The sequence below is a fragment of the Marinomonas profundimaris genome, assembly GCF_000508165.1.
Classification (GTDB): domain Bacteria; phylum Pseudomonadota; class Gammaproteobacteria; order Pseudomonadales; family Marinomonadaceae; genus Marinomonas; species Marinomonas profundimaris.
This window is the reverse complement of record NZ_AYOZ01000023.1, coordinates 148,457-166,853: the sequence shown is the minus strand read 5'-3', so window position 1 is coordinate 166,853 and position 18,397 is coordinate 148,457. Positions and strand designations below refer to the sequence as shown.

16 protein-coding genes are annotated in these 18,397 nt (G+C 48.2%); 11 read left to right on the top strand and 5 right to left on the bottom strand.

Annotated elements, in window-relative coordinates; translation table 11 throughout:
• The first annotated feature begins 22 nt into the window (after positions 1-22).
• From D104_RS29925 to D104_RS29915, 3 genes are read left to right on the top strand one after another with little or no spacing between them, the layout of a single operon-like run.
• A complete protein-coding gene (locus tag D104_RS29925) occupies positions 23-1,000 on the top strand; it encodes a dihydrodipicolinate synthase family protein (protein ID WP_024024332.1) in 978 nt (325 codons plus the stop codon).
• Positions 988-1,923, top strand: coding sequence for a 4-hydroxyproline epimerase (locus tag D104_RS29920; protein WP_024024331.1), 936 nt, complete (start codon positions 988-990; stop codon positions 1,921-1,923). Before D104_RS29925 ends, D104_RS29920 begins: the two co-directional genes overlap by 13 nt.
• Positions 1,924-1,959: 36 nt before the next feature.
• On the top strand, positions 1,960-3,228 hold the full coding sequence (locus D104_RS29915) for an NAD(P)/FAD-dependent oxidoreductase (protein WP_024024330.1): 1,269 nt from the start codon (positions 1,960-1,962) through the stop codon (positions 3,226-3,228).
• Between the two features lie 173 nt (positions 3,229-3,401).
• On the opposite strand, the gene D104_RS29910 is transcribed toward D104_RS29915, so the two are convergent.
• Entirely contained in the window at positions 3,402-4,070 is a 669-nt protein-coding gene (locus D104_RS29910) for a GntR family transcriptional regulator (protein ID WP_031214956.1), read from the bottom strand.
• A gap of 410 nt (positions 4,071-4,480) precedes the next feature.
• On the opposite strand from D104_RS29910, the gene D104_RS29905 reads away from it, so the two are divergent.
• Together D104_RS29905 and gabT are read left to right on the top strand one after the other, a co-directional pair.
• Positions 4,481-5,944 carry an NAD-dependent succinate-semialdehyde dehydrogenase gene (locus tag D104_RS29905; protein WP_024024328.1) on the top strand — a complete coding sequence of 488 codons (1,464 nt, stop codon included), beginning with the start codon at positions 4,481-4,483 and terminating at the stop codon, positions 5,942-5,944.
• Between the two features lie 113 nt (positions 5,945-6,057).
• Positions 6,058-7,335 (top strand): 4-aminobutyrate--2-oxoglutarate transaminase, encoded by a 1,278-nt coding sequence (gene gabT, locus D104_RS29900; RefSeq protein ID WP_024024327.1) that lies wholly within the window; start codon positions 6,058-6,060, stop codon positions 7,333-7,335.
• A gap of 141 nt (positions 7,336-7,476) precedes the next feature.
• Here gabT and D104_RS29895 read toward each other — a convergent pair whose 3' ends face one another.
• Entirely contained in the window at positions 7,477-7,677 is a 201-nt protein-coding gene (locus tag D104_RS29895; protein ID WP_024024326.1) for a hypothetical protein, read from the bottom strand.
• A gap of 118 nt (positions 7,678-7,795) precedes the next feature.
• Between D104_RS29895 and D104_RS29890 the strand changes: the two genes are divergently transcribed.
• Positions 7,796-8,737 (top strand): LysR substrate-binding domain-containing protein, encoded by a 942-nt coding sequence (locus D104_RS29890; RefSeq protein ID WP_024024325.1) that lies wholly within the window; start codon positions 7,796-7,798, stop codon positions 8,735-8,737.
• 11 nt (positions 8,738-8,748) lie between these two features.
• Here D104_RS29890 and D104_RS29885 read toward each other — a convergent pair whose 3' ends face one another.
• The gene (locus tag D104_RS29885) at positions 8,749-9,687 is read right to left on the bottom strand and encodes a LysR family transcriptional regulator (RefSeq protein WP_024024324.1); all 939 of its coding nucleotides are present in this window, start codon (positions 9,685-9,687) and stop codon (positions 8,749-8,751) included.
• A gap of 415 nt (positions 9,688-10,102) precedes the next feature.
• Here D104_RS29885 and D104_RS29880 point away from each other — a divergent pair, with 415 nt between their 5' ends.
• The 4 genes from D104_RS29880 to D104_RS29865 all read left to right on the top strand — a co-directional run bounded on the left by D104_RS29880 (position 10,103) and on the right by D104_RS29865 (position 15,382).
• Positions 10,103-11,992, top strand: coding sequence for a methyl-accepting chemotaxis protein (locus tag D104_RS29880; protein ID WP_024024323.1), 1,890 nt, complete (start codon positions 10,103-10,105; stop codon positions 11,990-11,992).
• A gap of 400 nt (positions 11,993-12,392) precedes the next feature.
• A complete protein-coding gene (locus D104_RS29875; protein ID WP_024024322.1) occupies positions 12,393-13,418 on the top strand; it encodes a TRAP transporter substrate-binding protein in 1,026 nt (341 codons plus the stop codon).
• Between the two features lie 91 nt (positions 13,419-13,509).
• Complete coding sequence (locus D104_RS29870) at positions 13,510-14,067, top strand: TRAP transporter small permease subunit (RefSeq protein WP_024024321.1); 558 nt, start codon at positions 13,510-13,512, stop codon at positions 14,065-14,067.
• Positions 14,060-15,382, top strand: coding sequence for a TRAP transporter large permease (locus tag D104_RS29865; protein WP_024024320.1), 1,323 nt, complete (start codon positions 14,060-14,062; stop codon positions 15,380-15,382). The genes D104_RS29870 and D104_RS29865 overlap by 8 nt, the downstream gene beginning before the upstream one ends.
• A gap of 79 nt (positions 15,383-15,461) precedes the next feature.
• Here D104_RS29865 and fabF read toward each other — a convergent pair whose 3' ends face one another.
• Complete coding sequence (gene fabF, locus D104_RS29860; protein WP_024024319.1) at positions 15,462-16,730, bottom strand: beta-ketoacyl-ACP synthase II; 1,269 nt, start codon at positions 16,728-16,730, stop codon at positions 15,462-15,464.
• Positions 16,731-16,869: 139 nt separating this feature from the next.
• On the opposite strand from fabF, the gene D104_RS29855 reads away from it, so the two are divergent.
• Positions 16,870-17,460: a TetR/AcrR family transcriptional regulator gene (locus tag D104_RS29855; protein WP_024024318.1), complete on the top strand. Its 591-nt coding sequence runs from the start codon at positions 16,870-16,872 to the stop codon at positions 17,458-17,460.
• 79 nt (positions 17,461-17,539) lie between these two features.
• Here D104_RS29855 and cysQ read toward each other — a convergent pair whose 3' ends face one another.
• A complete protein-coding gene (gene cysQ / locus D104_RS29850) occupies positions 17,540-18,379 on the bottom strand; it encodes a 3'(2'),5'-bisphosphate nucleotidase CysQ (protein ID WP_024024317.1) in 840 nt (279 codons plus the stop codon).
• Positions 18,380-18,397 lie beyond the last annotated feature (18 nt).

Here is an 18,397-nt window from a genome sequence, read left to right as displayed (position 1 = left end):
TTCTTAGAAAAGGTATCGAATGATGAAAAATGACGTTTTTGATGTAAGTGCTTTCAACGGCATTATGCCGGCGTTGATGACGCCTTGTAAGGCGGATCGCACGCCAGATTTCGATAACTTGGTGAAGAAAGGCAAGGAGATGATCGCGGCGGGCATGTCGGCGGTGGTGTATTGCGGTTCCATGGGCGATTGGCCGTTGCTGACAGATGCGGAGCGCATGGAAGGCGTGGAGCGTTTGGTTAACGCGGGCATTCCTGTGGTGGTTGGCACTGGGGCGATTAATACCAAATCCGCCGTGGCGTTGGCGGCCCATGCCGAGAAAGTCGGCGCGGCGGGTTTGATGGTGATTCCTCGGGTGCTGTCTCGTGGTTCCGTCATTGCGGCGCAAAAGCATCATTTTAAGGCGATTCTGGACGCGGCGCCGTCGATTCCTGCGATTATTTATAACAGCCCGGTGTATGGTTTTGAGACCCGCGCGGATTTGTTTTTTGCGTTGCGTGCCGAGCACAAGAACCTAGTCGGTTTTAAAGAGTTCGGTAGCAAAGAAGCGCTGCGTTATGCGGCAGAAAACATCACTTCACAAGACGATGACGTGTTGTTGATGATCGGCGTCGACACGGCGGTGTATCACGGATTTGTGAAATGCGGCGCCGTCGGTGCGATCACGGGCATTGGCACCGCGTTACCGAACGAAGTCTTGTTGCTGGCTAATTTATGTCGGCTGGCCGCCAAAGGCAACGCGGAAGCACGCGTTCGCGCACAAGAATTAGAAGAAGCCTTTTCTGTGCTCGCCAGTTTTGATGAAGGGCCAGAATTGGTGTTGTTTTTCAAATATTTGCTAGTCTTAAACGGCGAAGAAGAGTATCGCTTACATTTCAACGAAACGGACGAGCTTAACGCCGCGCAACGTCGTTACTGTGAAGATCAATACGCGCTCTTCAAAGACTGGTTTGCGGGATGGGTAAAACAAGGTGGAGTAATAGATACATGCAAGTCATAGACAGTCATACGGAAGGTGAACCCACTCGCGTTATTGTGTCTGGTGGGCCAGATTTAGGTTCTGGTTCTTTGGCCGAACGCGCCAAGACCTTAGCCACGGAGCATAAAGAATTTTATCGCTCTGTGGTGTCTGAGCCTTATGGACAAGAAGCCATGGTCGGGGTGATGCTGGTCGAACCGGTCGATCCTGAATGCGTCGCTGGGGTGATTTATTTCGACGCTGCCGCCGTCATAGGAATGTGTGGTCACGGTACGATTGGTGTCGCGGCAACGCTGGCTCACATGGGAAAAATCGGCGTCGGCACGCACAAAATCGAAACGCCGGTTGGTGTCGTAGAAGTGACGCTGTCAGATGCCAATACAGTCACAGTGAAAAACGTCGAAAGCCACCGATTACACAAAGGCGTTGAACTCGACATTGAAGGCATAGGTACAATTTTTGGCGACATCGCTTATGGCGGAAATTGGTTCTTTATTGTAGATAACAGTCCGATTCCTGTGATTCCAAGCAATCTTCGTAACCTCACCGAAATCGCCATAAAAATTCGTCATGCGATTCAAGAGAAGCAGCTAACAGGTACAGATGGCGAGATCCTCGATCACATTGTGCTTTATGGGCCAGCATTGACGGAAAACGGCCACAGCCGAAACTTTGTGCTTTGTCCAGACAACGCTTACGATCGTTCGCCATGCGGCACCGGAAGCTCCGCGCGTTTGGCGTGTCTCGCCGCCGATGGTCGTCTTGCACCAGACGAGGAAATTCTCCAAGAAAGCACCATTGGCAGCAGTTATCGGTTGCGCTATTTGCCGTCAAAAGAGGGCGCGGTTATTCCTATCATCACGGGTCAGGCGTTTGTTACTAAGGAAGCGACTCTCATCATTAACCCGAACGATCCCTTGAAAAATGGCATTCGCCTGTCTTAAATACGGATAAATGGATTTTGATAAAACGGTGAACAAATGGATAAGACAACAAATCATGATGTGATTGTGATTGGCGCTGGCATCATCGGCATTAGCATTGCGTTGAAGCTGCAAGCACAAGGTCGGCAAGTACTGGTACTGGACCGAAAAGGCGTGGCCGCCGAAACCTCGGCGGGCAATGCGGGCGCGTTTGCCTTTGCTGATGTTATTCCGTTGGCAACACCCGGCATTATGCGCAAAGCACCAAAGTGGCTAATCGATCCGCTTGGCCCCTTGTCACTTCGCCCTGCCTACGCACTGAAAATTCTCCCTTGGATGTTGCGTTTTTGGCGCGCCAGTTGGCAGGACAAATACCACGCCGCCTTGGCCGCACAAGCGAGCTTAATGAACTTCTCAAAAATCGCCCTTGAGCGACAAATTCAAGCGGTGAATGGCGAGTCATTTATTCGTCGAGAAGGGCAGTTGCAACTTTACGAAGGCCAAGACGAATTTAACGCCAGCTTGGCAGACTGGCAAACACGCCAACAACACGGTGTGGTTTACGAATTTTTACTCACCCCCACCGCCATTGCCAAAGTCCAACCTGGCATTCACCCAAGATTCACCCACGCGGCGTTTACGCCAGAATGGAAAAACGTCTGTGATCCGGCGGAATGGACTCAGCATTTAGCCAATGAGTTTGAACGGCTTGGCGGTAAAATCGCCATCGCGACAATCCATTCCATGGTGTTACATGACGACCTCGATTCCCAAGATAGAACGGTCACACTAAAAAGCGACGCGGCAGATTATGAAGCTCGCCAAGTGGTGATCGCCGCAGGTGCTTGGTCAAAAAAATTGGCATTATCGATTGGTGACAATGTGCCACTGGATACAGAACGAGGGTACAACACTACCTTATCCAATGCTGAATTTGACTTAAAAACACACATAACCTTCAGTAACCATGGGTTTGTGGTGACAAAAATAGGAAATGGTGTTCGTGTTGGCGGTGCGGTTGAGTTGGGCGGATTAGCCTTAAAGCCCAACTACAAACGCGCCGATGCATTACTGAATAAAGCCGCTGAGTTCTTGCCGGGGTTGAATATTGAAGGGGGGAAGCAGTGGATGGGGTTTCGGCCTTCGATGCCAGACAGCTTGCCGGTGATTGGCTATTCCAGCCGATCTAAACAAATTCTCTACGCCTTTGGTCATGGACATTTGGGGTTAACCCAATCGGCAGGCACCGCCGAATTAGTCGCTATGCTGGCAAATAACGAAACGCCAGACATCGATTTAACGCCATTTTCGGCAAAGCGGTTTTAATTGGGTAAATTATCAAGAATAACCCCTCCCTAACCCTCCCCTTGAAGATAAGGGGAGGGAATAAATACCTCAAGTCTAGCCCCTCCACCTGACAAAGGAAGGAAATAAATACTTCAAGGCTAGCTCCTCCCCCTGACAAGGGGGAGGTTGGGAGGGGGTCATAATAAGGAAGATTACCTGCGTGCGGCGGCAATCCATTCAAGCACTTGCAGTTTGGTGCTTTCAATATGAGAACGTAACTTTTCTGCGGCGCCATTGATGTCACCTTGTCGAGCCAAGGACAATAATTCACTGTGATCTTGTTGTGCGTGCGCTGCGTTTTTTAGTTGATCAATGTGCAAACTCACGTAACGGTTGGATTGTAGGCTGGCGCGTTCAAGTAAATTCGAAGTGAGTTTTCGGCCAGCCGCGGCATAAAGAACGTTGTGATAGCGCGCGTTTAATGGCCCCCAAGCTGCCACATCGCCCGCTTGATAAGACGCTTCCATGTCTTTGAGCAGTTGCTCGCATTCTGTGAAGTGTGCGGCTTGCATTAAAGGAATGGCGCGAGTGAAAAGGTCGACTTCAAGCAGCATGCGCACATCAAAAATTTCGGCGATTTCATCAAGCGTATGCAAGGTCACAGTGGCGCCGCGGTTGTTGGTAAACACCACCAGCCCTTCGGCATCCAAACGTTTTAAGGCTTCGCGAATGGGCATTCGAGAGACATCGTATTCTTCTGCCAAGAGTTCCTGACGAATTAATTCCCCTTCAGCAAGGTCACCAGACAAAATACGCTGGCGCAAATCCGCAACAATAACGTCTGGCAAGCTCTGACGAATAACCGCTCTTTTTTGTGCCAATGTCATGTCCTCTTGTTGTCTTAATTAGCTGTTTTTATTGATGAATATAATGTTTTTCGTCGACCAACTGCCTTTCAAATTATGACGATATTATACCTCAAATAGCTTGATTACGTAGCGTGTGGTGCAATTCAGTTCGATTCCTATCGATATTGCTAAGAAATGACTTATACCCACACAGGGGTATTTCACGCCCCCCTTGTCATCGCACAAAATTCCTATCGGATTAGCGATTTTATCGTGTTCCGATACTTTATTGCCGACAATGTTTGAATGCTATCAAACATTGAGTTGATAGCTTCTCATTTTTCAAACGGTTGCCATTGCCTACTATCGATTGATATTAAAAGTGCTATGTTAATTAACACCGCACTACTAACCATCCTCCGTAGCCAAGTCTGGAGTCTTTTATGAAAGCAATACTATCTCAGCCCTCTCTATTAAAAAGCCAATCTTACATTGGTGGCGAGTGGGTCGATGCCAAGTCAGGTAAGACATTCGCGGTGCTTAACCCATCAAATGGCGAGCACATTATTGATGTCGCAGATTTGGGTGCAGATGACACCACATTCGCGGTGGAAGCAGCAGAAAAGGCCCAAAAAGAATGGCAAGGCCGCACAGCAAAAGAACGTGCGACGTTATTACGTCGTTGGAACCAACTTATTCTCGACAACCAAGACGACCTCGCGACGTTGATGACGTTAGAGCAAGGCAAACCGTTTACAGAAGCCAAAGGCGAAGTGGCTTATGGCGCGTCTTTTATTGATTGGTTTGCGGACGAAGCGCGTCGCTTGAATGGCGATGTGATTCCGACGTTTGCCAAAGACAAGCGCGTTTTGACCATCAAACAACCGATAGGCGTTGTCGCTGCGATCACGCCATGGAACTTTCCTATCGCGATGATCACACGCAAAGCCGGTCCAGCGCTGGCGGCAGGGTGTGCGATTGTCATCAAACCGTCTGACGAAACACCGTTGTGTGCGCTTGCACTGGCGGAACTGGCGCATCAAGCGGGTATTCCAGCAGGTATTTTAAACGTCGTTGTCGGTAAAGACGCCAAAGCCATTGGCGGCGTGCTGACAGGCAATCCAACGGTTCGCAAATTATCTTTCACCGGTTCGACACCTGTGGGCAAATTGTTGCTGTCTCAGTGTGCGCAAACCGTGAAACGTACGTCGATGGAATTGGGCGGCAACGCGCCTTTCATCGTGTTTGACGATGCCGATCTAGACGCCGCCGTAGAAGGCGCCATCGCGTCGAAATACCGTAACGCAGGTCAAACTTGTGTGTGTGCGAACCGTCTTTTGATCCAAGAAGGCGTTTACGATGCGTTTGCCGAGAAATTGGCGAAGCGTGTGGCAACATTCAAAACCGGCGATGGATTTTCTGACGGTGTTTCTATTGGGCCACTCATTAATAACGCGGCCATCAGCAAAGTCGAACAATTGGTGGGCGATGCCGTTGCCAAAGGCGCGAAAGCGCTCATCGGCGGAAACAAGTCGACAGCGGGCGAGCGCTTCTTCGAGCCAACCATTTTAACGGGCGTGACCGAAGACATGGACATTTTCTCTAATGAGATTTTTGGCCCTGTTGCGCCTTTGTTTAAATTCAAAACCGAAGAAGAAGCTGTTGCCATGGCAAACAATACCCCATTTGGCTTGGCGTCTTACTTCTATTCCCAAAATATTGCGCGTATCTGGCGTGTTTCTGAAGCCTTGGAATACGGCATGGTAGGCATTAACGAAGGTATTATTTCCAGCGAAGTCGCGCCATTTGGTGGTGTGAAAGAGTCTGGAAGTGGCCGCGAAGGTTCTCAGTACGGCATCGACGAATACGTTGAAATCAAATACATGTGCATGGGTGGATTAGCGTAACCCGCTGCGAAATAACTTACGACATAACACAGACTCTTTATGGTGAAACACCGCACAAAGCCCGCGGTTTTCACCATGACATTTAGAGCCATCTATTGATAAGGTGAAGAAAAATGAACAACGCTGATCTACAAAAACGCAAAGAAAGTGCTATCGCACGTGGTCAAGGTAACATGGCGCCAGTGTACGTTGATCGCGCTTTAAACGCTGAAATTTGGGACGTGGAAGGCAAACGCCATATTGATTTTGGCGCCGGCATTGCCGTGGTGAACACAGGGCACAATCACCCAAAAGTAAAAGCGGCCGTTTTGGCGCAAGTAGAACGTTTCACTCACACTTGCGTGATGGTCAGCCCATACGAATCTGCGGTTGCGTTAGCGGAAAAGCTAAACGCGGCGGCGCCCGGTAACACGCCGAAAAAATCCATCTTCGTGACAACAGGCGCGGAAGCGGTTGAAAACTGCGTGAAGATTGCGCGTGCGTACACGGGTCGCCCTGGCATTATCGCGTTCAACGGTGGTTTCCACGGTCGTACGAACATGACCATGGGCTTAACCGGCAAAGTGAACCCTTACAAGATTGGCTTTGGTCCTTTCCCAAGCGATATTTTCCATATTCCTTACCCGAACGATTATTTGGGCATCACGGAAGAACAAGCTCTGGAAGACTTAAACCTACGCTTTACTTGCGACATTGAGCCTTCTCGCGTAGCGGCTATTATCATCGAACCAGTACAAGGCGAGGGCGGTTTCTACCAAGCGTCTGCGAGCTTCCTACAGAAACTGCGCACGCTGTGTGACGATCACGGTATTTTGTTGATCATGGATGAAATTCAATCTGGTTTTGCTCGTACCGGTACGATGTTCTGCCACGAACAAGCGGGCATCGAAGCGGACCTTATGACCGCGGCAAAAGGCATCGCGGGCGGTTTCCCTATCGCAGCGGTTGTGGGCAAAGCCGAGATCATGGACGCGCCGATTCCTGGAGGACTTGGCGGTACTTACGGCGGTTCACCTGTCGGTTGTGCGGCAGGTCTTGCCGTGTTCGATGTAATCGAAGAAGAGAAGCTGTGCGAGCGCGCAGTAGAAATAGGCGCTTACTTCGTTAAGCACCTAACCGCAATGCAAGCCGAATACCCGCAGATCATCGGCGACGTTCGTCATGCTGGCGCCATGATTGCTATGGAGTTTGTACACGATGGCGATGTCAGCAAACCGTATCCAGAATTGGCTAAGAAACTATCCGCAAAAGCCGCTGCAAACGGCCTTGTGCTGTTGTCTTGTGGTATTCGTGGCAACGTGATTCGCTTCCTACCTGCCTTGACGATCGAAATGGCCATCATCGACGAAGGCATGGACATCTTCAAACGCTGCTTTAAAGAACTGGTTTAAGTCGCTTTTTTGAAATGAGTAACACCTTCCGCTTGCAAGAATGATTCTTGCCCGAAGCCACTGTGGTAACACGGTGGCTTTTTTTATACGTACTTTTTATACGTACTTCTAGCACTCAGCCTCAAAAATCATTAGATAAACTTACAGTCTGTGCTTTTTACTATCTTCGCTTTCCGTATAAGGCGGCAACCCCATATCGCGCTGAAGATACGCGGGTAAGCGCCCTAACAGGGCCAAGTCTCTTTTTGCTCTTCGTCTGGCTTTCTTTACTTCATAGCCTGTTTTAAGGTATTCATAGCTTTCTTTTATTTTATGATTCAACCATACCAATAGCGTCCACATGCTTTTTCCTCCCATTTGTTAAGCGTTTAGTGTGGTGCTAAACCGAGAAAAACACGAACGCTATATTCTTACAGGTTAGATTAGAAAATCTTATGGATTTTATTTTGGATACTTGCTTATGAGCAATCGCATTACACATCTTAAGGCGAGCCATTACTTTTCAGTGGCAAGCCAAACGCTCAGTTATACTAAAGCGGCACAGCAACTTAACGTCTCGCAAGCGGCGGTCAGCCAGCAGATTCGTTTGTTGGAAGATTACTTGGGAGTGCCGCTTTTCTATCGCTCAGGCAGAGACATGCGCCTCACCAGCCAAGGTCAACAATTGGCGGAGCACCTAGAGCAGGCGTTTAAACACATTGGCGAAGGCTTAGACAGCGTCAAGCTGGAACCTCTCGAAGGCATACTTCAAGTGTCTGGCTTACAAAGTTTTGTTTCCTTATGGTTGATGCCAAAATTGTGGCGCTTTTCGGATCGCCATCAAGAAATCAGTGTGAAGCTGTTTTCCGCCGATGAGCAAGAAGACATTCATGGGGGCAATATTGATGTCAGCATTGATTGCTTGGTGAATCGCCAAGAAAACGCCATTCAGCGCTTGCTTATTACGTCTGACATTATTCCTGTGTGTTCCCCAGAATTGGCCGAGCGCATCGGGTTCACGCAGCCATCCGATTTATTAAAGTGCTGGATGATTGAAGTAGGGGATTCGACCTATTGCTGGAACTCATGGTTTGATGAGTTGGGCATTTGCCCGATTCGTAGCAAGAGCTTGCTTTGGGCGGAAGTAAACTCTTGGTATATGGGCATTAGCGCGGTAAAAGCGGGGCATGGTATTTTTCTATGCCCACGATTCATGGTTGAAGACGATCTGTTATCAGGCGCCTTGGTGCAAGCACATCCAAAGGCACTTAACACGCAAATTCAGTTCTATGCCCACTACGCAAAAAGCTCACCACGTAAAGCGAGAATTGAAGCCTTTATAGCGTGGTTACAGCTCGAAACAAGCCATCGTCACGAGCAAAGAGTAAAAACCGCTCTGCATCAACCCTTGCCTTGGCCTTAAGTACTTGCCAATCAATAAGGCGCGGCGATCAGCTCTTCTACGGTTTGGTGCAGTACTTTAAGAAATAGCTCTCTTGGTTTGTTCGGTTGCGTGGTTTTTTTGCAAATCACCGCAACGCCTAGCGTATAAGAGCGTTCACTTGGTGCAACCGCCACAATATCACCTCGGTCGAGATACGGTTCTGCGTATTGTTCCGGTAAAAAGCCAATAAATTTTCCGGATAAAATCAACGCCAGCCGACTGTCATAGAAATACGAAATCGCAGTAAGGTTCATGTGTGAAATTTGTTCGCTCACCGCTTCGTGGGGTTTTAATCCTGCGTGTGTCGCTGGGTATTCGTCGGCCTGCAACTCTTGGTCTTTGACGGACATCGTCGCCAATGGATGGTTTTTCCCGCAATAGAGATAACAATCGTCGCTGTATAAATGCACGTAATTAAGGCCATCCAGTTTGCGGTGATAAGGAATAAAGCCGATGTCTGCTTCGTCATTCAATATCATGCGTTCAATATTGGACATGGAAGACACGTTGGTGGTCACCATCACGTCGGACGCTTGCGAGGAAAATCGCTGAATCATCTCAGGGAAGTGGCTGCGCGGATCAAGGCTAATTTTGTCGGAAAGGGCAAGGCGAAGCTTTCCGGTTAAGCTGGCGTTAAGATTGTTCACTGTGGTTCGGAACGTGTCGAGTGAATCGAGCAGGTTTTCGGTCATCTTGTAAATAATGACACCTTCCTCTGTCAGAGAAAAACCACCACGCCCACGTTTACACAGAACAAGGTTCAGGCGCGACTCTAAATTGGATATGTGCAAGCTAATGGTGGATCGACCAATGTTGAGTGACGTTTCTGCCGCCGAAAACCCGCCGCAATCCACCACGGTTTTAAACACTTTCAACTGCTTGATCTCGTAATCACCCACTTGACCCAGTGAATAGTTTTTTACATTCATCGTCTCTCCCAATAGTCGTTCTCAGCTTAAGCGGCATTTTAGGGTTTCGAGCCGGCTTTGAACAAACAAATTTGTCATCCGCTCTGATTCATAGCCTTTACGTCATCATATTCAATGTTGAAGACAATAAGTTCGCTGATTCTCTAACTTTACGTCGGTTTATCCTACTTTCATCACGCTTTGTGCTTCTTTAAGGTAGAGGTGCGGTTACAGCAGAGCACTTGTTATGGTCGGGTTTCTCTGCGTTCAAGGAAGATGGGTAACCGCTCGATCAAACCTTAGAGAGGAAGCGTAATCGTGACGCGCTTCATCTCGTTCTTCCAGTACGTTTTTAGGCCTGTTTATCTTATTGGATAAACAGGCCTTTTTTCATTTTGATTGCTTGTCTTCTTCAAGGCGGCCAGAGGAGCGTTACATGCCATTTGCTTTATCCGTTCGTCAGAAACTCATCGCGATTGTGATGCTTGTGTGTATTGGGTACGCCGGTTTTGGCGCCTATTCCGTCTATAACTTGTCATTGATGTCGAACGCATCAGATGATGCCAGTGATCTGAGTCGATTAACCACTCAAGTCAAAAACCTCGAAGTGTCTCTCTTAAAATTCGAGCGAAAAATGGCCACATTAACACCAGACGGTGTGGAACCACTAAACCAAGAACTTGATGATATTAAACACACCATTGCGAAAGGATTTCCAATTCGAGCCGCTTTGATCGACTCTCAAGGCACGTCGTTGCTGAATCAAAACAAAACCATATTACCCAATTACATTGCCGCTATTGAAGACTATTTACAGACTCGACAAGCGCTTGGGCTCAACGATCAATCCGCCGCACTCGGCTCATTGAATCAGGCCGCTACGGAACTCGCCGAAAAACTGAGCACATTGGCGAGCTTTGCCGCCAGTTTTAAAGACGTTAGAAACCGGGAAAAAGATTTTCTTGTTTACAGCGATGCCGCCCATCAAGAGGCATTGATGACGTCCGTTAACGTACTAAAAGACACCATCAATAACATCGGCTTTGGCGATGTATTTAATCCCATGGTGCAAACGTATGAAGACGCTTTATCCCCTGTTATTCGTCTTTCGGTCGCGGTCAAATCACAAGAAAGCACGCTTGAAATTTTGAGCGGCCAATACACTCAATCCATGGACAAAAGCGCCGACTACCTACAAAACACCTTACTGGCACAAGCGCAAACTCGTTCCTTAGACACCGCCAGCCAAGCTCGTCGCTCTTTGATGATAGCCTGTGTGTTGCTTGCTTTAGTCACTGGGCTCATTTTATCGACTGTGATTCATTCCTTAAATCGCAACCTGAAAGCCGTGCTGGACGTCTTAAAAGAAGTCGCACAAGGCAAGCTCCGTTCTCGTCAACAGAATACACTTATCACCAAACCAGATGAGTTCCAGCAACTGTTTATTGCGTCGAATCAAATGTCCGATGAACTGCGTCAGTTGATTCGTCATTTGCTCAACAGCAACGAAAAACTCATTCTCACCGCAGACGAATTGGACACTGGCATTCAAACCATTGTCAGCGGGAGCGAGCGCATTCGTGATCGCAGCAACACATTGGCCGCTTCAACCGAAGAGATTTCCGCCACAGCGGACACGGTACAAGCGATGACACAATCGGTTCAAACGGGCACAAAAGTCGCTTATGACTCGGCGACAAGCGGTGTTAATGCCATGCAGAACGCGATGAACAGCATCAGTGACGTGGCCGACACGATCCAAGATACGAATGAACGCGTCGCGCGCCTTGGCACACTGTCAAAAGAAATCGATGTGGTGATTGAGCTGATCGTTGGTGTTGCAGAGCAAACCAGCTTATTAGCACTTAATGCCGCGATAGAAGCGGCTCGTGCTGGCGAAGCAGGGCGCGGTTTCGCTGTGGTCGCAGACGAAGTCAAAACGCTCTCAGAGCAAACCGTCAAAGCATCGGGAGAAATCACCTCCAAAGTCGAAAATATTCAGAAAGAAACCTTAGCGGTGATCGACGCCATGACACTCAGCCTTGAAAAAGTCAGTCGCAGTAAAGAGCAGGGCGAAAACGCCGTGATTACCATTCATGAAATCGAAAAAAACACACAAGAAGCAATGAACAACACGTTGGAAATCACCCAAGCGATTAAAGAGGTGGCGCTGACTACCACGCAAATGGCACAGGACATGGACATCATTGCTCACGATATAAAAGATAACCACATCGCCACACAATCTATCCAAATGGCCAATAAAAATGTGCATCACCAAACCCAAGAATTAGCGAACCAAATACAACGTTTCGACGTGGCATAACGGATCCACTCCCAATTTAGGGCTTGTCTGATTCTTTAGAGAGCCCTAATTTGGTGCGAATAATTCCCCTCCTTTAAACCGCTTATTCCTGCATTGAAAAAAGCAAAAATAATGCACGTTTTCAACATGATAGATCAATATTATTCACCTTATTGATGTGATCACCTAATCTATGGATTGCACCAAAATAGAACATGACGTATCGTTTTTGTGCGTCGTCTATGCGTTAGTTCACTGATTTATAAGGTTTTTGCCCTTTTTGATTGTTTGGTGCTGACAAAACTTTAGATAGGTTTTACGCGCTTTAATGCACGTAGGCTTTTTGAAAGTATCGAATACACGACTTCACACCATCACAGGATGTGATCTTTTCATGCACTTTTGCTCTCGGGGTAACTCAATGATTAAAGCGATACTAAAAGTAAAAAAACGATTGGTTGCGAGTTCTTTGGCTGTCACGCTAGGTCTAGGCGCTGTCGCTTCTACTGCGCACGCTGCAGATTATAACTGGCGCTTCGCAAACCTATACGGCCGTGGCACAGCGTATGGCGCAGTGTACGAAGGATTAGCAAAAAACATTGAGACTATGTCCAATGGCCGAATCAAAGTGCAAGTATTGTATTCTGGTGAAGGTGTGGGTACTTCTGGTATTTTGGGTGCCGTAAAAACCGGTCTAATCACCATGGGCGCACCTTTCCAATCAATGCACGCTGGTGAACTTCCTGCAGGCTTGGTTGAAATTGGTCTGCCTGGTGGCACCAGTGATGCCGCTGAACTGACAACGCTTTTCCAAGAAAAAGGCTGGGCGCCCATTCTGAAAAAAGCCTATGGCGAACAGGGTCTAGTATGGCTTGACCCATACATTCAGCCTGCGGTTTATGTCATTACAAAAGACCCTATCAATTCGATTGAAGATTTCAAAGGCTTGAAAATCCGTGCGCCAGGCGCTTACGGTAAATTCCTACGCAACCTAGGCGCTTCTCCTGTGTCTCTCGCGTGGTCCGAGATTTACACCAGCCTTTCTACTGGCGTAATCGACGGCTCTATTGGTTCGAACATGATCGATCACCGTGACGGTAACCATGTTGAAGTCGCGAAGTACATGTACCCACTTCCTCTAGCAGGCGCTCAAGTGTTGCCTATTATTGTGAACCGCAGCGCATGGAAAAAACTCACACCTGATCTTCAAGCAATCGTTTCTGCTGCGACGACCGTTCATGCTCGCGAGCAAATGACCAAGTCTAAATTGTGGGAATCTCAAGCCGTTGCCGAAATGGAAGCGAAAGGCCTTCAGTGGAGCACTGCTCCAAGTGATGCCGACAAAGCTGCTTGGGCGAACGCTGGCGCAGGTCTATGGGATGAGTACTCTGCCGCTGACAAATACAGCAAAGAATTGATCGACATACTTCGTAAAGAAGCCAACTAATATCAGTTCGTAACGCTATACAAAAAGGAGATCATGGTAACATTTGATCTCCTTTTCTTTTTCCATTTCCCACCTTCAAAGGTACAAAATAATGATAGAAACAGCTATCAGGCGTTACTGTTTAGTGATCCATGCCTTGGTGAGCTTTATCGGTAAATCTATTTCTTTTCTTATGCCGGTTTTAGCTTTTGTCGTCGCTTTTGAGGTTTTCTCTCGCTACTTTTTGAATAAACCCACCATTTGGGCTTATGACCTTTCTTTGTTTTTGTTTGGCTACATTGCCGCGTTAGGCGGAGCGTATGCGCAACAACAACGCGCTCATATTAATGTCGATATTCTCTACAACAAGGTATCACCTCGCGTTCGTAATATTTTCAACATGCTGTCTTTTACGCTCGCCATTTTCTTTGTCCTTATCATTTGCAAAATGAGCATCGGTAAATTTGAAGAAGCCATCGAGTTCAATTATCGCCGACAAAGCGAATGGGCGCCGCAGATGCATCATTATTGGGTCATGATGGCCGTCGCGAGTATTTTGTTGGCGTTACAACTTTCGAGCGACTGGATAGAAGAGTGTTATCACTTGATCACCGGAAAAAACTTATTACCAGATTCTTTACGAAACACAGAGGAAACGCCAAATGATTAGCATTGAAGTTCTAACGGGCGTTTTACTGCTTTGTATTCTTGTGACTTTTGCCTTGGGTGCGCCCGTTGGTTTGGCGCTTGGCGGCATCGCGATGGGGGTTGGCTACGCCACATGGGGCGATGCACTGTTTAATGTGATTCCCACCACGCTAGAAGACACGCATTTTAGTTTCATCTTGCTGGCCATTCCTTTGTACATTTATATGGGTCAATTGCTCACTCGATCCGGTATCGGTGACGCGATGTTCAGCGCAAGCCAAATGCTGATCGGCCGCGTACGTGGTTCGTTGGCAATCAGCGTGATCGTCGTGTGTTCGATGATCGGTGCCATGGTTGGCATTATCGGTGCTGGCATTATGACGTCGGGCAGTATTGCACTGCGTCCCATGCTGGAACGCGGTTACGACAAACGCCTTGCCTTAGGTGTCATCATGGCCGGTGGCGGCTTAGGGATTTTGATTCCGCCCAGCATTCCCATGATCATGTTTGCATCGTCGACACAAAACTCCGTTGGGCGCATGTTTATTGGTGCGTTGATTCCTGCGCTTATTACCATCATTTTATTGATCGCTTACGTGGTGATTTCCTGTAAATTGAACCCAAACCGTGCGCCCATGGACAAAATTCCAGACGTGCAGCCAACGGTAAAAGAAAAGTTCATGACGGCGCGTGACGGCCTATTGTCATTACTTTTGATCGTGGCGGTTTTGGGCAGCATTATCATGGGTATTGCGACGCCAACCGAATCGGGTGCAATCGGTGTTGTCGGCGCTATCGTTTTGGCGATTCTGTTTAAGCGCTTCAAACCTCGTATGGTACAGAAAGCCGGCATGCAAGCCGCGTTGCTAGTCAGTGTGGCAATGTGGATCATCGTGGGCGCGTCTGTGTTTAGTAACTTCCATTTATTAATGGGCGTTCAAAACATGGTGGCCAGCTTTACGCAAGATTTAGGCTTGCCGCCGATCATGGTCATCATGTTATTCCAACTGATCATGTTGTTGCTTGGTTTCATTATTGATGAATTCATCATCGTTCTAATGTGTGCACCCATCTTCACACCGATTGCCGTTTCGTTGGGTTACGATCCGATTTGGTTTGGTATTTTGATGATCTTGAACATCGAGATTGCCGTGCAAACGCCGCCATATGGTTTTGCCTTGTTTTATCTAAAAGGCATCGCACCGCCGGGTATTACCATGTTGGATATTTACAAATCCATCCTGCCTTTTGTTCTGTTAAAACTGCTGGTTCTGATCATCGTCATGATGTTCCCAGAGCTGGTGACCTGGTTGCCGAACAAACTAATGGATGGCTAAATAAACATTACGGTCATAAAAAAAGGCGACTCAGTGAGTCGCCTTTTTTCGTTCTTTGCTTTGTGTTTCTATGTAAAGCCTAGTAGCGTTTGAGTATCAGCGCCGCGTTTACGCCACCAAAACCAAAGCCATTACACAACACGTACTCGACGTTTTTTTCACGTGAAACCAATGGGATAAGATCCAAGTCCGCCATGCTTTCCTCTGGTTCTTGTAGATTCAAGGTCGGCGGTAACGTACCCGTTCTTAATGCTTGAGCACTGAAAATGGCTTCAACGCCACCCGCTGCGCCGAGCAAATGACCAGTGGCCGATTTCGTCGACGAGATCGCCACGTCAGTGACGTTTTCACCAAAGACTCGACGCAACGCATTGATCTCACCGCGATCGCCCACGGGTGTCGACGTGGCATGCGCATTCACGTAGCCAATTTTTTCGGCGGTAATTCCCGCCATAGTCAGCGCCGTTTGCATAGCACGCGCCGCGCCTTCGCCACTTTCTGGACCAGACGTCAGATGATAAGCGTCCGCGCTGGTGCCGTAACCAACAATTTCCACCAAGGGCGTCGCGCCTCTCGCTAACGCATGTTCAAGCGTTTCCAACACAACCAAACCCGCGCCTTCGCCCATCACAAAACCTTCACGGTCTTTATCGAACGGGCGAGACGCTTTTGTCGGATCGTCATTGCGCGTCGACAATGCCTTTAACGCTCCAAAACCCGCCAGCGACAACGGATCGATGCACGCCTCTGTACCACCCGCCAAGGCGACTTTCGCCTCGCCCGTACGCAACAGGCGCATCGCGTCACCTATCGCTTGCACACCAGCAGCACAGGCTGTCACTGGTGTACCAAGTGGCCCTTTGAAACCGTATTTGATCGAGACGTTGCCTGCAGCAAGATTGGCAAGAAACGCCGGCACGGTGAAGGGTGATAAACGGCGCGCACCTTGATTGGTTAATACCGATTGCGCATGCGTGATCGTTGGTAATCCGCCAATTCCTGTTGCGATGATGGTTGCCGTCGCTTCTTTATCCGCTTCGCTGGTGGGTTGCCATTTGGCCTGCGCCAATGCTTCGTCCGCCGCAGCGAGGGCAAAAAGTGTAAACAGATCCACACGTTTTCGGTCTTTTGGTGACAGATAGTCGGATTCGTTCAATCCGTTCTCTTGTTCCGTGTGGCTAGGCACTTGTCCGGCAATGTGTGTGTTTAATCCTTCCGATAGCGTAGTGGGTAAGGTTCGAATGCCAGACTCACCACGAATCAATCGATCCCATACGGACGATACTCCCAATCCTAATGGCGACACGATCCCCATTCCTGTAATAACGATTCTGTCTTTAAGCGACATGAGAAAACCCTCTTTATATTCAGCACAAAGAAAGTCCTCATGCTAGAGAGAGTCTTTATATGATCAAGATAATATTCAGATCCTCTGCTACGATGCACACATAGGTTTCCATTTAGTCAGAGAGTAGGAGGTCAGATAAATGCCTTACACACCTCAACATAAAGAACATACACGCCAACGGATTTTACACGCCGCCGCGAAGTTATTTTGCTCACAGGGTTTTGACCGTGTCACGCTCACGCAGATCATGAAGCAAGCCAACATGACTCACGGTGCGTTTTACGCGCATTTTTCAGCGAAAAGCAGTCTGTACGAAGCGGCGATGCAATTTGCTACGTCTCATGCTTTTTGGGCTCGAGACGACAAACAAACCGAAGGCAAAGAAACCCACATAAAAGCGCTAGTGAGTCGCTACTTAAGCTGGAGCAAAAGCGATAAAGAACACCCATCGCCCTTGGAGTTTCTGGTCACGGATGCGGCACACAAAGAAGAAAAAGTCCGCCAAGCCTACCAAGCGTGTTTCGACAGTTTGGTGAATCGCCTTGCGGGAATTTTGAAAAAACGCGGTAGCCAAGACGCCAATGCGTTAGCGGAAGAAACCGTGGTGTCTTTAGTGGGAACCGTCGCCATCGCACGGTCTTTTGCGCAACCGCTGCAAAGCGATTTTTTGAAACGCGCTCAAAAACGGATTGTTAATCGCCTGAACTCGGGATTAAGTACCGTTAGTTAGATGAAATGTAAGTGCTGACTTAGTAAATGTTTCACGTGACACAAGAGAGGAGTAAGGAAAAAAGACCAAGGCGAGCACCTTAGTCTTTTTTCTTGTACCAATCCATCACGCTTGGAGCAAGCTCAGGGCCTGATACAAAGAAGTGGCCGTTGAGCAGCGTTTCACGTTGATTATAACGAAATGGCTTTCCGGTTGGCGTGACGAGCATGCCGCCAGCGGCTTCGATAATCGCTTGTTGTGCGGCAGTATCCCATTCACTGGTTGGGCCACGGCGTAGATGCAAATCCGCAATGCCTTCCGCAATTCGACAGCCTTTTATTGAACTGCCTTTAGGCAACTCTCGTACTTGTTGATACGCCGATTTCAAATACGCCTTTAAATCGGATGGCAACGCCGGTCCATGACTGCGACTCGTCATGACAACAATGGGATCCCTTGGCTCGCGTAACTTGATACTTTCAAATTCATCGCCTTGCCATTTGAACGCACCAATCGGCAAATCTTTCCAAGAATCCGTTACACCAAAATAACCTTCACTGGTTGTTGGTAAATACACCACGCCAAGAATCGGCGCGCCATTTTCAACCAAGGCAATATTGATGCTGAATTCACCATTGCGTTTAATAAATTCTTTGGTGCCATCGAGTGGATCAACAATCCACAACATAGACCATTGTGAGCGTTCCTCAAACGAGACGACCGCTTCTTCGGATAAGACGGGAATATCCGGTGTAAGCGCCTGCAAACCTGCTAGAATCACTTTGTGAGCAGCTAGGTCCGCCGCCGTCACAGGGCTATCATCCATTTTTTGTTCAATGCCCAAATCGGCACGTTGATAAATGTCCATGATCACATCGGCGGCATCGTGTATTATTTTTTGAAGAGCTTGGAAAATTGGGTGTTTACTAATGTCCTGCATAACAGCCTCAAATATGAC